Genomic DNA, 13,198 nt, shown 5'->3' with positions numbered 1-13,198 from the left:
GGTCTTCGGTCACTTCCAGGACGGAAGCCACAACTCGGCGTTCCAATGCTCGTTGGTGATCGCGTTGCCGTTGAGGATCGGCCATAGCCACGCGAAGTTGGCCACGACGAGCCCCACGTAGAGGGCGACGACGAGCATGCCGGTGCCCCGCCGTTCGAACCCTCGTTTCGCGCTGCCGAGGATCTGCCCGAGGATCAACGTCAACCCGAGTGCCAGGAATGGCGCCAGCGGTGTCGCGTAGAAGTAGTACATCTGACGGTCGAGGTTGGTGAACCAGGGCAGGAACCCGGCGAAGTAGCCGACGAGCACGGCGGCGTAGCGCCAGTCCGCGCGGAAGAACGAACGCCACAGGCTCCAGCCGAGCATCGGCAGGGCAAGCCACCACATCGCCGGCGTCCCGATCAGCATCGTCGCCCGCACGCAGGTCGACTCGCCGCAACCGGTCGCGTCGGTTCCGCCCGCGTACGCGTAGAGCATCGGCCGCAGCCCCATCGGCCAGGTCCACGGCTTCGATTCCCACGGATGCGGTTTGTCCTTGGGTGTCACGAGGTTCGCGTGGAAATCGAGGACGTTCATCGAGTAGTTGCCCAGCGACCGCAACGCGGGTGGCATCCAGGACCAGAAGCCGGGATCGAGGTCCTTGATCGCGACCAGATTGCGATCGGTCGCGGTCTCGCTCGCGAACCAGGCCCAGTAGCAGGCCAGGTACACCAGGATCGGGATGACGACGATCGCCCACAGCGCGGGCAGCACGTCGCGGCGCAGCGTGCCGACCCAAGGCCGCTGCACCCCGGCGGCGCGGCGCGCGGCCACGTCGAAGAACACGGTGAGCAGGCCGAATGCGGCGATGTAGTACAGCGCGGACCACTTGACGCCGAAGGTCAGCCCGATCATCAGGCCACCGGCGAACCGCCACCACCGGAAACCGAGCTTCGGGCCGAACCGGGATTCTTCGATCCAGCCTTCGCGGACGGCCACGGCCAGCCGCCGCCGCACCTGGTCGCGGTCGCACAGCACGCAGGCGAAAGCGGCGAGGACGAACACCGCGATGAAGATGTCGAGCATGCCCATCCGCGACTGCAGGTGCAGCACGCCGTCGCTGATCACCAGGATCCCGGCGACGGCGCCGAGCAGCGTCGAACGGGTGAGCCGCCGGGCGACGCGGATGGTGAGGAGCACGATCAGCGTGCCGGCCAGCGCGGGCATGATCCGCCAGCCCCAGGCGTTGTAGCCGAACAGCCACTCGCCGATCGCGATCAGGTGCTTCGCCAGGGGCGGGTGCACGATCAGTTCGTAGCCGTAGTTGTCTTCGTAACCGCCGTTGCGCAGCATCTGCCACGCCTGCGGGACGTAGTGCTTCTCGTCGAAGACAGGGGTGCCCTTGTCCGTGGGTGTTCCCAGATTCTGGATCCGGACGATGCCGCCGATGAGCGTCAGCACGAGCGTGACGATCCAGCCGCGCAGGCGATCGGTCGGCATGCCACGGCCGAGGAGGGTGGCCTCGCGGTCGCTCGGTGGCCGGAGCGCGTCGACCGGATCCGGCCGCACGCTCTCGTCGTCACGGGTCAGCAGTGCGGTCACGGGGCATGATCCTACGGGCGGAAGAGTGAACTCGGTGTCCGGATCTGCGAACCGGTTAACCTTCGGGAATGACCGAAGGACGCCTCGTGCTGGCAGCCACCCCACTCGGAGACGTCCGTGACGCTTCGCCGCGCCTGTCCGAAGCCCTCGCGACGGCCGACGTGATCGCCGCCGAAGACACCCGGCGCCTGCGTTCCCTCACCGCCACCCTCGACGTTTCGCCGGTCGGACGGGTGGTCAGCTTCTACGAGGACGTCGAGACCGCCCGCCTGCCGAAACTGCTCGAATCGCTCCAGTCGGGCGAGACGGTGGTGCTGGTGACCGACGCCGGGATGCCGAGCGTCTCGGACCCCGGATTCCGCCTGGTGGCCGCCTGCGTCGAGGCTGACGTGCCGGTGACCTGCCTCCCCGGGCCGTCCGCGGTGACCACGGCGCTCGCGCTGTCCGGCTTGCCCTGTGACCGTTTCTGTTTCGAAGGGTTCGCCCCGCGCAAGCCCGGTGAACGCGCGAAATGGCTCGGTTCGCTGAAGGACGAGCCCCGCACGGCCGTGTTCTTCGAGTCTCCGCACCGCCTCGCGAGCACGCTCGCCGACGCCGCCGAGGTCCTGGGCCCCGACCGTCGCGCCGCCGTCTGCCGCGAACTGACCAAAACGTATGAAGAGGTCAAACGCGGTGATTTGCGCGATTTGGCCGCTTGGGCAAACGACGGGGTCAAGGGCGAGATCACCGTCGTTCTCGCCGGTGCCCCTCCGCGTTCGGTGAACGTGACAGACCTGGTTGCGGAAGTCTCGTCGCGGGTCGCCGCGGGCGAACGCCTCAAATCCGCCGCCGCCGAAGTCGCCGAGGCCACGGGAGTGTCCAAGAAAGAGCTCTACGACGCTGTCCTCGCGTCGCGTAAGTAAGGACTCAGGACAGCAAGGCCCTCGCGGCCGCATACGCCTTCGCCGCGTCGGGCTCGGCGCCGGTGATGACGTCCGTGTAGATGAAGGACTCGCCGATCCGCACCAGCAGGTAGGCCAGGTCCTCGACCGGCAGTGGCGGGGTGAGCCGCCCGGCCTCGACCTCTTCGTCCAGGAACTCGCGCATCTTCGAGATCGCCCGACTCTGGACCACGCTGGCCTTCGTGGTCAGAATCCGCAGCGCTCGCTCCGGTTCGGCGCGCAAGAACTCCCTGAACGGTTTCGAGTCGTTCACGGTCCGGACGAAGGTGCCGACGAGCTCCGCGATCCCCTCCGAGCCGCGTCCGAGCTTGCCGGAAGCCCGCGCTTCGAAGACCTCCACGGTCATCGACCACAGGATCTCGCCGAGCAGCTGATCCCGGCCGCCGACCCAACGGTGCAACGTGGCCCGGCTGATCCCCAGCTCGCCCGCGAGATCACCCATGTCCACCCGGCGCCCGTCGAGGAACCAGGCGCGCGCGATCGTGAACGCGCGCAGGGCGTCCGGGCGCGGCGAGGTCAGCTGGCGTTCGAGTGCGGTTTCGATGAGTGAAACATATCACGCAGTGTCTCATGGATGAGACATATGTAAGAATGTCTCATCTCGACGAGGAGGATGCGGATGCGCGCAGTACAGGTGACCGAATTCGGCGGACCCGAGGTGCTCAACCTCGTCGACCTGCCCGATCCCGTCCCCGGCCCAGGTCAGCTGCTCATCGAGGTCGACCGTATCGGCGTCAATTACGCCGATACGCATCAAGCCGAGAACTCCTACCTCGCGCCGAGCAAGCTCCCGCTCGTGCCCGGCGGCGAGGTCGTCGGCCGCACCGCGGACGGCAGGCGTGTGGTCTCGCTGCTCAACGGCGGTGGCGGCTACGCCGAGCGCGCCGTGGCGGACGAGGTCACCAGTTTCGGCGTGCCCGACGGCATCGACGACCTGACCGCGCTCTCCTTCATCGTCCAGGGCACCACCGCCTCGCTCCTGCTGCGCAAGAACGCCCACCTCGAGCCCGGCGAATCGGTCGTCGTGCACGCGGCGGCAGGCGGGGTCGGCTCCATCGCCGTCCAACTCGCGAAGGCCTGGGGAGCGAGCCGGGTCATCGCGACCGCCAGCAGCGACGAGAAGAGGAGTCTCGCCCTCGAACTCGGTGCCGACGTCGCCATCGATTCGCGCGCCGAAAACATGACCGATGCGCTTCGCGAGGCGAACGGTGGTAAGCGCGTCGACATCGTCCTCGACATGACCGGCGGCACCGTCACGGACCAGAGCATCGCGGCCCTCGCGCCGTTCGGCCGCCTCGCGTTCTACGGCATGGCCAGCCGCGAGCAGCCGAAGCCGATCGAAGCCCGCAACCTTCTCGGCCACAGCACCACCGTGTCCGGGATGTGGCTGCCGCACGCCTTCAAGCTCCCCGGGAACGTCTTCGGCCGCACGCTCGACGAGCTCTTCTCGATGGCGCTCGCCGGTCAGGTCCGCGCTGTCGCCGGCGGGGAGTACGCGCTTTCCGACGCGCGCGCAGCCCACGAGGCCCTGCGCTCGCGCGGTACGGCGGGCAAGCTCCTTCTGGACCCCGCCAAGTAACTCAATCGAGCAGACGCTCCAGCGGGGCGGACTTGTGCAGGCATTCCTGCCATTCCGCTTCGCTGTCGGAGTCGGCGGTGATCCCGCCGCCGACTCCCAGCGCGATCGTGCCGTCGTGGATTTCGAAAGTCCTGATCGCGACGTTCAGTTCCAGCCCGGCGATCGGCGACGCGAGCCCGATCGCACCCGTGTAGACACCGCGTGCCGTGGGCTCCAGTTCCGCGATCAGGTCGAGGGCGCGGATCTTCGGCGCGCCCGTCACCGAACCCGGTGGGAACGTGGCGGCGAGCAGAGCCGCGTCGTCGACCCCGTCGGCGAGTAGTCCCTCCACAGTGGACTCGAGATGCCAGACCCCGGGCGCGGGCCGGACCTCGAGCAGTTCGGGGACGCGCACACTGCCGGTGGCGCACACCCGGCCGAGGTCGTTGCGGACGAGATCGGTGATCATCACGTTCTCGGCGACGTCCTTGGTGGATTCCCGCAGCCGCCGCGCGAGGTGCTCGTCGGAGGCGTCCCGCCGCGGCATGGTGCCCTTGATCGGCGTCGACCGGACACGCTGCCCTTGCCTGGCAAGGAAAAGCTCAGGCGAGAACGACACGACCGAACCCCAGTCTCCGGCAAGGAACGCCGACCGGCGAGCCCCCAAGCGACGCGTACCTTCGGAAAACAGCGCGATCGGGTCGCCGTCGAACTTCCCGTTGAAGCGAGCGCAGATGTTCGCTTGGAACAACTCGCCGGCTTCGATCGCGTGCACGCACGCCTTCACCGCGTCGTAGTGCTCCGACGGAAGCGGCCGGGACAGCGGGCCGGAACTCCAAGTCGTCGCTTCGGGGAGCTCGGCGAGCAAGGATTCCACCGCGGACACTTCGCCGACCGGATCCGGGTCGTCGTCGGGAACCAGCGCCTCGAACCACCACGCGCCGTCCGCGTCCAGCCGCAGCACCCTGTCGACCCAGCCCCAGACAGCCGGCGGGAGACCACCGGAACGGCCGGAAGGATCGGTCAGGTCGTAACTCAGGTAACCGAACCACCCGCCCCCGACAGCGCCGGGCACCGCCTCACGAACGACCGGCATCCGAGCGGGAATCGCGAACGCCTCGGAAACGTCCCGGACAGGAGTCAGCGAAGCACTCAGCGCGATGACAGCGCGCGAAGAGAACCAGTCCCCGCAAAGTGCCGCCGGGGGCGCAAGCCCCAGGGCCTCGGCGCGTACCCCGAGAGCCGCCAGTGCCCACTCGGGCCCGACGTCCGTCCGCAGCCTCCGGCACATCAACCGCACGCGACATTGTCTCCGCCCGGGCGGTCGGAAACGCAACCCGCGTCGGCCGGAAAGTGAGATCCGCGACCACGTGGTGACATCATGCACACCCGTCGTCACGGAGTGAGCACTACAGAAGGACGTCCGAGAGCGCGAAGGGATAGACCACGGCGTCTTGGGCGATCGGTCCGTCCACACCGGGCAGTCCGGTGCCGAAACCGTGCTGGTGCAATCCCAGCCGCGAGTGGAACCACCCCGGACGCCCCGGGATCTCGTTGTGCCGGACCAGCCACAGCACCACTTCGCTGTCCGCCCACTTGTCCGGGTGCAGACGGTCCGTCCAGCAATCGAGCCCCGCGTACACCAGAACGCGCTCGATGCGCGCGGCGTGCCTGACGTGTTTGATCCACGCCTTGATGAACCTGTCGTCGACGCTGGGCGCTTCCACCTCAAGCGCCGGCGCGAGCGAGCCGGGCGCGAAGGCGCCGAGCGCGCTCGCGGTCCGCACGAAATGGTCGGCCTGGTCGTGGACCGCGCCGGGGCGCGCATAGTGCCGTGCGCCGGTGTGGATACCGGCGTGCTGCGCGCCGGCCAGATTGCGTTCCGCGGCGACGTCACGCCAGTTGGTGTTCTCGCTGACGGTGACCGAGGCGAACCGGATGTCGGCGCCACGCACCGCCGCCCAGTCCGTCACGGTCTCCCGATGGGACAGGGTGACGCCGTGCTCACCTTCCGGATCGATCAAAGTCACCTGTCCTCGAATTTTGCCCCAGTACGCCGGAAAGGTCACCTTACGTCCGCGGAGCGGCCGCAAGGTGACCTTTCGGTACAGCGTGTCTCAGGCGTTTTCGCGTTGGAACGTACGCGAGCCCCACCAGATGGCCAGAACGGCCATGACCAGCACCACGACGCTCCCGGTGAACAGCGCGTCCATCGAGAAGTCACCGCGGAAACTGTTCCGCTCGACATCCACCACATGCCGGAACGGATTGATGCGGGAAATCGTGTACAGCCACTCCGGCGCCGACCCCGCGGTGATCGGGATCAGGATTCCGGACAGCAGCAGCAACGGCATGAGAACCGCGTTGAGCAAAGCAGGGAAGGCGTCTTCGCTCTTGAGGGTCAGCGCCAGCGCGTAGGAGCACGACGCCAACGTGATCGACAGAAGGAAAACGATCACCAGGCTGAGCACGACGCCGCCGAACGGTGCGTTCAAGTCGAAGACCAGATACGCCAACGCGATGATGATCAACGCCTGGACGACCGTCTGCAGCGCGTTGGCGAGCACCTTGCCCAGCAACAACGCCACCCGGCTCACCGGCGTGACCCGCATCCGCTCGACCACGCCGGAGCGGTATTCCGCGAGGAGGCCAAACCCGACGAAGGAACTGCCGAACAGCGCGAGCTGCGCGATGATCGCCGGGGTGAAGATCATCCATCCGTCCACATCGGACAGCCCTTGCGCGTTGAGCGCCTTCACCAGGAGCGGCCCGAAGAAGAATAAATAGAGGAGCGGCTGCATGATGCCGATTGCAAGCCACGTCGGGTTGCGCAACGCCGCCAGCATGTCCCGGCGGAAGATCAACCAGGTGTCATGCAACATGCGTGGCCTCCTTTTCCGGAGCGTCCTCGACCGACGCACCCTCTTCGGCGTCACGCAGGCTTCGGCCCGTCAGGGTCAGGAAGACGTCGTCGAGTGTCGGCCGGTGCACCTGCATGGACGTCATCGTGATGCCACGCGCGTCCAGTGCCCGCAGCAGTTCGGGCATCGCGGTGTCCCCGCGTGGTACCCGGAAACGCACTGTGCCGTCGGTGACGGTCATCTCGTGTGCTCCTTCGAGACGGCCCGCGACCTCCGCGGCCTCCGCCGCCGACTCCGCCGCCGACTCCGCCGCCGACTCCGGCGTGACCTCGATGACGACACTGTCGCCGGAAACCCTCGCCTTCAGCGAATCCGGCGTGCCCTCGGCGACGATCTTCCCGTCGTCGATGACGATCAGCCGGTCTGAGAGCGCGTCGGCCTCGTCGAGGTAGTGCGTGGTCAAGAAGACAGTGACTCCCTGCTCGTCGCGCAGCCTGCGGATGTGCTCCCACAGGTTCGCGCGGCTCTGCGGGTCGAGCCCGGTCGACGGCTCGTCGAGGAACACGAGACCGGGCGAGTGGATCAGCCCGAGCGCGATGTCGAGACGGCGGCGCTGCCCGCCCGACAGCGTCGCGGTCTGCCGCTGGTCCAGTCCGGCGAGGTCCAGCTGCTCGGCGAGGGTGGCTCCGCGCGCGAGCGCGTCCGCCTTGCTCATCCGGTACAGCCGCCCCTGGAACTCGACCTCCTCGACGACCTTGCTCGCCGGTGCCGTGCCGCCGCCCTGAGCGACGTACCCGATTCGCCGGCGCACCCCCAGTGGGTCGGCGAGCAGGTCACAGCCGCCGACAGTGGCTTCGCCGGCGGTGGGCTTGAGGAGCGTCGTCAGCATGCGCAGGGTCGTGGTCTTCCCCGCGCCGTTCGGCCCGAGGAAGCCGACCAGCTCCCCGGCCGACACGTCGAGATCGACGCCCTTGACCGCGTGGACCTCGCCCCCATTGCGGCCCTTGCGGCGGAAACGCCGCTCAAGGCCGCGTGCCTTGATCATGTCTACCCCTTCCGGTCTCCGGCTAGTCAAATTTGACTAGCTGGATGGACGCACTGTGCCCTAGTAGTCGTTTCATAGTCAAATTTGATTACTTGGGCGGCGCGCCGAACACGGCTTCTTGGTCGCCTTCGCCCGCCATCACGTACTCGCCCGCTTCAAGACGGCCGATCAGGTCCCGCATCCAGGTCACGTTCGCGTCCGCGTGCACGCTCCACAGGCGGTACAGCTCGCTGACGTGCGGCGGTTTCCCCAGGTCGACGGCGTGTTCACGGGCGTAGTGGGTCGACTGCGCGTGCGCTTCCATGTTCGCCAGCTGCTGTTTCAGCAGAGCCAGCACTTGTGCACGCGGCAGAGTCGGCATGAACGTGACCGCCGCGGACAGCGTGTACCCGGTCGCGTCGTCGCTCGACAACGCCCTGCCGAGCTGTACGAGGAACTCGGTCTCCCCGTCTTCGGTCAGCTCGTACGCGACGCGGTCGGGTCCGCCGCCCGCTTCGATGTCGGCGACCTGTTCCAGGAGCCCTTCGGCGGTCATCTTCTTCAACGCGTGATAGATCGACCCCGGCTGGACGTTGCCCCACTTGTCGGCCGCCCACGAGAGGAGCTCGCGCCGGACCTGGTAGCCGTGTGCCCTCCCGTACATGCGCACGACACCCAGCACCAGCAGACGCGTGGCGGACACCGAGGCCTCCGATCCTCTCCCGGACAACAATGCCTTAGACGACGTCCGTAGGCTAAACAAGCATGAGCACCCCAGTGTTGACTGCGGTGGCCTGGCCCTACGCCAACGGCCCCCGCCACATCGGCCACGTGTCCGGATTCGGCGTCCCGTCCGACGTCTTCTCCCGCTACCAGCGAATGGCCGGCAACCGGGTGCTCATGGTGTCCGGCACCGACGAACACGGCACCCCGATCACCGTCCAGGCGGACAACGAAGGCCTGACCTCCCAACAGACGGCGGACAAGTACACCCGTCAGATCGGCCAGGACCTGCAGGGACTCGGTCTCACCTACGACCTGTTCACCCGCACCACCACGGGCAACCACGCCGACGTCACGCAGCAGATCTTTCTCGCGCTGCACCGCAACGGCTACGTCGTTCCCAAGACCACGCGAGGCGCGATCAGCCCTTCGACCGGTCGCACCCTGCCCGACCGCTACATCGAGGGCACCTGCCCGATCTGTGGCTACGACGGTGCGCGCGGCGACCAGTGCGACAACTGCGGCAATCAGCTCGACGCCGCGGAGCTGATCAACCCGAAGTCCCGGATCAACGGTGAAACACCGAAGTTCGTCGAGACCGAGCACTACTTCCTCGACCTGTCCGCCTTCGTCGAGACCCTGGGCAAATGGCTGTCCAGCAAGAACGACTGGCGCCCGAACGTCCTCAACTTCACCAAGAACCTGATCGACGACATGCGTCCGCGGCCGATCACCCGCGATCTCGACTGGGGTGTGAAGATCCCGCTCGACGGCTGGCGCGACCAGCCGATGAAGCGCTTCTACGTCTGGTTCGACGCGGTCATCGGCTACTTCTCCGCGAGCGTCGAGTGGGCGCGCCGATCCGGGAACCCGGACGCCTGGCAGGAGTGGTGGAGCAACCCGGAAGCCCGCTCCTATTACTTCATGGGCAAGGACAACATCACCTTCCACGCCCAGATCTGGCCGGCGCTGCTGTTCGGCCACAACGGTGAGGGTGACCGAGGCGGCGTGCCCGGCAAGTACGGCAAGCTGCACCTGCCCGACGAGATCGTTTCCAGCGAGTTCCTCACGATGAGCGGCTCGAAGTTCTCGACCTCGCGCGGCACGGTCATCTACGTGCACGACTTCCTGCGTGAATTCGGCCCGGACACCCTCCGGTACTTCATCTCGGTCGCGGGCCCCGAGACCCAGGACACCGACTTCACCTGGGACGAATTCGTCCGCCGGACCAACTTCGAGCTGGCCAACGAGTGGGGCAACCTCGTCAACCGGTCCATCTCCATGGCCCACAAGAACGTCGGCGCCATTCCGCGTCCGGACGCCCCCACGGCCGCCGACGAGGAGCTCAAGGAGCTCTCCCGAAAGGCGTTCGACACCGCCGGCGCCCACCTCCAGCGGTCCCGGTTCAAGGCGGCGGCCAGCGAGGCCATGCGCGTCGTCACCGCCGCGAACCGCTACCTGTCGGACCAGGAGCCCTGGAAACTCAAGGACGACCCCGCTCGCCGCGACAGCGTCCTGCACACCGCCTTGCAGGTCGTCTCGGACGCCAACACGCTGCTGACCCCCTTCCTGCCCCACTCGGCTCAGAAGGTGCACGAGGCGCTCGGCGGCTCCGGTGTCTGGGCGGCCCAGCCGGAACTCCAGGAAGTCGAAGATCTCGACATCCCCGGCCGCATCAACCCCATCATCACCGGGGACTACAAGACCGAACAGGCACGCTGGAAGTCCGTGCCGATCGAGGTCGGCAAGCCGCTGGAGAAGCCGACACCGCTGTTCGCCAAGCTGGACCCGGAACTGGGCGAGACAGGTCCCGAATGGGCGCCGATCTCGAAATGATCAGCTGACATGGGTGCGGAGAAGAAGGAACTGCCGCCGATTCCGGACAGGTTGCCGGTTTCGGTGGTGGACGCGCATACCCACCTCGACGCGTGCGGCGCGGTCACCGCGGCTGATGTGACAGCCATGATCGATCGCGCCGAACGCGCCGGTGTCTCGCGGGTGATCACCGTCGCGGACGATCTCGCCGCCGCTCGCTGGGCCGCGCAAGCGTCCACTTGGGACTCACGGGTTTGGGCCGCCGTCGCGATCCATCCCACGCGTACCAAGGATTTCGGCGAGGCCGAGAAATCCGAAGTGGAGAGTCTCGCCAAGGAGTCCAGAGTGGTCGCGGTCGGGGAGACCGGCCTCGACTACTACTGGGACTACTCGCCCCACGATGCCCAGCAGGACGCCTTCCGGTGGCACATCGATCTCGCCAAGCGGATCAACAAGCCGCTGATGATCCATGATCGAGACGCGCACGACGACGTCCTCAGGATCCTCGAGGAGGAGGGGGCGCCCGAGCAGGTCGTCTTCCACTGTTTCTCCGGGGACGAGCACATCGCGCGACGGTGCATCGACGCGGGTTATGTCCTTTCCTTCGCGGGAACGGTCAGCTTCCGGAACGCGCGCGGGCTGCATGAGGCGGCGCGCATCGTTCCTGCGGGCCAGTACCTCGTCGAAACGGACGCGCCGTTCTTGACCCCGCATCCGTTCCGTGGGCGACCGAACGAGCCCTACTGCGCCGCCTACACCGTTCGCCACCTCGCCTCGTTCAGGGGCGAGGCGGTGCACGAGGTGGCCGAATCGGTCCGAGTGACCGCTGAGCGGGTCTTCCGTTTGCCGACAGTCACCCCCAGTTGAACGGATTGCGACATTAGTGATCAGCAATGGTCCACTCTGATGAGTGACCAACGTCACGACACTCCGGGGGGTGTTTGCGCAACCCGTCGAGGTTCGTTACTGTCCCGTGATCGTGCCGGTCGGTACCCGCTCATGCGGTTTCCGGCTGTTACGCCCACAGTCACGTCAGTGCACGTCGGGGAAGCGGAACCGGGAGCGGTACGGCCTGGAACCGTGACGATGGCGCTGACTGCGGGTGTCGGACTTCTAGAGGTGTGCCGAAGTGCGCATCGAGACGAAGGACGTTGTGGAGCGGTTGTCGAGCTCCTCGACGTCTTGGGAAAGGGAACGACCCAGTGACTGGTAGCAGTAGGCAGGATGGCTCGCGCCTCGGCGCAGAGACGAACACCTTCGCTTCCGCCGGTTCGGTTGCCGTGCTCGACCGCGACACTCAGTACGGCGAGCTGGACTACTCCGACGATCCGCGCATCACGCACCAGGACGTCCTGGCAGCGCTCGGCCCCGACGCCGAGACCTTGATGGCCGAGATCGACGTCGACGTCGACGAGCTGATCCGCCTCATCTCCGCCGAGACCACCATGCTCCCGCCGATCGTCATTCCGGACGAGATGGCCGAGGACCGCACCGCGGGCGCGCCGATGAAGGCCGCGACCAAGGACGAGGTCATCTCCAGCGCGACCCGCGTTTGGAAGAAGCGGTTCCTCAAGGGAACCGTCATGGCGGTGCTGCTCACCCTCGGTGGTGGCGGCGCGGCCGCGATGGCGATGAACAAGAGCGTCACGCTCGACGTCGACGGCAAGCAGCAGACCGTTCACAGCTTCGGCGACACGGTCGGCGAGGTCCTCGAAGACGCCGGCCTTTCCGTCGGCGCACACGACTCGCTTTCGCCCTCGCCTCAGGCCGAGGTCGGCGACGGCGGCGTCATCAAGCTGGAGCGCGGCCGCAAGCTGAACCTGATCGTCGACGGCGCACCGCAGCAGGAGTCCTGGGTCCGGGCGACCAACCTGAGCGAAGCCCTGAACCAGCTCGGCCGTTCCGATCTCGCGAAGTCCGGTACCTGGACCTCGCTCCCCCAGAACGGCGAACTCCCGCTCGAGGGCGCCACCGTCGAGGTCAAGACCCTCAAGAACGTCATGGTCTATGACGGTGAGAACGAACCTCGCAAGGTTCAGACCAACTCGGTCACCACCAAGGAGTTCCTTGGTGAGATGCGAATGACCCTTGGTCCGGAGGACGAGGCCGTCGGCGGTCTCGACGTCAAGCTGACCGACGGTGCCGAGGTCCACATCAGCCGGACCGGCGTCACCATGGTCAAGCAGAACGAGGAAATCGCTCCGCCTGAGCAGAAGGTCGACGACCCGGAGCTCGAAAAGGGCAAGACCAAGGTCGAAGACCCGGGGACCCCGGGCCAGAAGACCGTGACCTACAAGGTCACCAAGCGCAACGGCAAAGAGGTCGGCCGCGAGAAGGTCTCGGAAGAGGTCATCACCGAGGCCAAGCCCAAGATCGTCAAGGTCGGCACGAAGAAGCCCGCTGACCCGGTCATCGGCGACGCCGGCGCCTGGGATCGCATCGCGCAGTGCGAGTCGACCGGCAACTGGGCCGCCAACACCGGCAACGGCTACTACGGTGGCCTGCAGTTCAACAAGAGCACCTGGGACGCCTACGGTGGCTCGCAGTACGCCTCGTACCCGCACCAGGCCAGCAAGGCCCAGCAGATCGCCGTCGCCGAGAAGGTCCGCGACGACCGCGGTGGCTACGGCGCCTGGCCGCACTGCGGTAAGAAGGCCTGACAGCCAGAACGTTCTCTTTCCCCTGAGGGTCATCG

The 13,198-nt window shown here is 66.9% G+C and carries 12 protein-coding genes; 5 read left to right on the top strand and 7 right to left on the bottom strand.

The features are described from left to right. Window positions 1-9: 9 nt before the first annotated feature. Complete coding sequence (locus tag HDA45_RS15035; protein WP_184895737.1) at window positions 10-1,581, bottom strand: phospholipid carrier-dependent glycosyltransferase; 1,572 nt, start codon at window positions 1,579-1,581, stop codon at window positions 10-12. A gap of 68 nt (window positions 1,582-1,649) precedes the next feature. Here HDA45_RS15035 and rsmI point away from each other — a divergent pair, with 68 nt between their 5' ends. Then, a complete protein-coding gene (rsmI, locus tag HDA45_RS15030; RefSeq protein ID WP_184895727.1) occupies window positions 1,650-2,483 on the top strand; it encodes a 16S rRNA (cytidine(1402)-2'-O)-methyltransferase in 834 nt (277 codons plus the stop codon). Window positions 2,484-2,487: 4 nt separating this feature from the next. Here rsmI and HDA45_RS15025 read toward each other — a convergent pair whose 3' ends face one another. Beyond that, window positions 2,488-2,964, bottom strand: a complete 477-nt coding sequence (locus HDA45_RS15025; RefSeq protein ID WP_246480716.1) for a QsdR family transcriptional regulator — start codon at window positions 2,962-2,964, stop codon at window positions 2,488-2,490. Window positions 2,965-3,141: 177 nt separating this feature from the next. On the opposite strand from HDA45_RS15025, the gene HDA45_RS15020 reads away from it, so the two are divergent. After that, window positions 3,142-4,101, top strand: a complete 960-nt coding sequence (locus HDA45_RS15020; RefSeq protein ID WP_184895725.1) for a quinone oxidoreductase family protein — start codon at window positions 3,142-3,144, stop codon at window positions 4,099-4,101. A gap of 1 nt (window position 4,102) precedes the next feature. On the opposite strand, the gene HDA45_RS15015 is transcribed toward HDA45_RS15020, so the two are convergent. The 5 genes from HDA45_RS15015 to HDA45_RS14995 form a co-directional block, all read right to left on the bottom strand. Continuing rightward, window positions 4,103-5,380: an aminodeoxychorismate synthase component I gene (locus HDA45_RS15015; protein WP_184895722.1), complete on the bottom strand. Its 1,278-nt coding sequence runs from the start codon at window positions 5,378-5,380 to the stop codon at window positions 4,103-4,105. A 109-nt stretch (window positions 5,381-5,489) separates the two neighbouring features. Next, window positions 5,490-6,104, bottom strand: a complete 615-nt coding sequence (locus tag HDA45_RS15010; RefSeq protein ID WP_184905668.1) for a glycoside hydrolase family 25 protein — start codon at window positions 6,102-6,104, stop codon at window positions 5,490-5,492. A gap of 93 nt (window positions 6,105-6,197) precedes the next feature. After that, window positions 6,198-6,962: an ABC transporter permease gene (locus HDA45_RS15005; protein ID WP_184895720.1), complete on the bottom strand. Its 765-nt coding sequence runs from the start codon at window positions 6,960-6,962 to the stop codon at window positions 6,198-6,200. Then, the gene (locus HDA45_RS15000; RefSeq protein WP_184895718.1) at window positions 6,952-7,986 is read right to left on the bottom strand and encodes an ATP-binding cassette domain-containing protein; all 1,035 of its coding nucleotides are present in this window, start codon (window positions 7,984-7,986) and stop codon (window positions 6,952-6,954) included. The genes HDA45_RS15005 and HDA45_RS15000 overlap by 11 nt, the downstream gene beginning before the upstream one ends. 88 nt (window positions 7,987-8,074) lie before the next feature. Next, window positions 8,075-8,668, bottom strand: coding sequence for a helix-turn-helix transcriptional regulator (locus HDA45_RS14995; protein ID WP_184895711.1), 594 nt, complete (start codon window positions 8,666-8,668; stop codon window positions 8,075-8,077). Window positions 8,669-8,730: 62 nt separating this feature from the next. Here HDA45_RS14995 and metG point away from each other — a divergent pair, with 62 nt between their 5' ends. The 3 genes from metG to HDA45_RS14980 all read left to right on the top strand — a co-directional run bounded on the left by metG (window position 8,731) and on the right by HDA45_RS14980 (window position 13,163). Then, window positions 8,731-10,524, top strand: a complete 1,794-nt coding sequence (metG, locus tag HDA45_RS14990) for a methionine--tRNA ligase (protein WP_184895709.1) — start codon at window positions 8,731-8,733, stop codon at window positions 10,522-10,524. A 9-nt stretch (window positions 10,525-10,533) separates the two neighbouring features. Next, window positions 10,534-11,370 (top strand): TatD family hydrolase, encoded by an 837-nt coding sequence (locus HDA45_RS14985; RefSeq protein WP_184895707.1) that lies wholly within the window; start codon window positions 10,534-10,536, stop codon window positions 11,368-11,370. 413 nt (window positions 11,371-11,783) lie between these two features. After that, window positions 11,784-13,163, top strand: coding sequence for a transglycosylase family protein (locus HDA45_RS14980; protein ID WP_184905666.1), 1,380 nt, complete (start codon window positions 11,784-11,786; stop codon window positions 13,161-13,163). Window positions 13,164-13,198 lie beyond the last annotated feature (35 nt).

This window comes from Amycolatopsis umgeniensis (assembly GCF_014205155.1).
Taxonomy (GTDB): domain Bacteria; phylum Actinomycetota; class Actinomycetes; order Mycobacteriales; family Pseudonocardiaceae; genus Amycolatopsis; species Amycolatopsis umgeniensis.
The sequence above is the reverse complement of the archived record's forward strand: the minus strand, read 5'-3'. Positions and strand labels throughout refer to the sequence as shown.

Bases quoted from the DNA above. Each gene is read 5' to 3' on its own strand.
- metG (WP_184895709.1), top strand. From the start codon at position 8,731: ATGAGCACCCCAGTGTTGACTGCGGTGGCCTGGCCCTACGCCAACGGC.
- HDA45_RS15025 (WP_246480716.1), bottom strand. From the start codon at position 2,964: ATGGGTGATCTCGCGGGCGAGCTGGGGATCAGCCGGGCCACGTTGCAC.
- HDA45_RS15005 (WP_184895720.1), bottom strand. From the start codon at position 6,962: ATGTTGCATGACACCTGGTTGATCTTCCGCCGGGACATGCTGGCGGCG.
- HDA45_RS15020 (WP_184895725.1), top strand. From the start codon at position 3,142: ATGCGCGCAGTACAGGTGACCGAATTCGGCGGACCCGAGGTGCTCAAC.
- HDA45_RS14985 (WP_184895707.1), top strand. From the start codon at position 10,534: ATGGGTGCGGAGAAGAAGGAACTGCCGCCGATTCCGGACAGGTTGCCG.
- rsmI (WP_184895727.1), top strand. From the start codon at position 1,650: ATGACCGAAGGACGCCTCGTGCTGGCAGCCACCCCACTCGGAGACGTC.
- HDA45_RS15000 (WP_184895718.1), bottom strand. From the start codon at position 7,986: ATGATCAAGGCACGCGGCCTTGAGCGGCGTTTCCGCCGCAAGGGCCGC.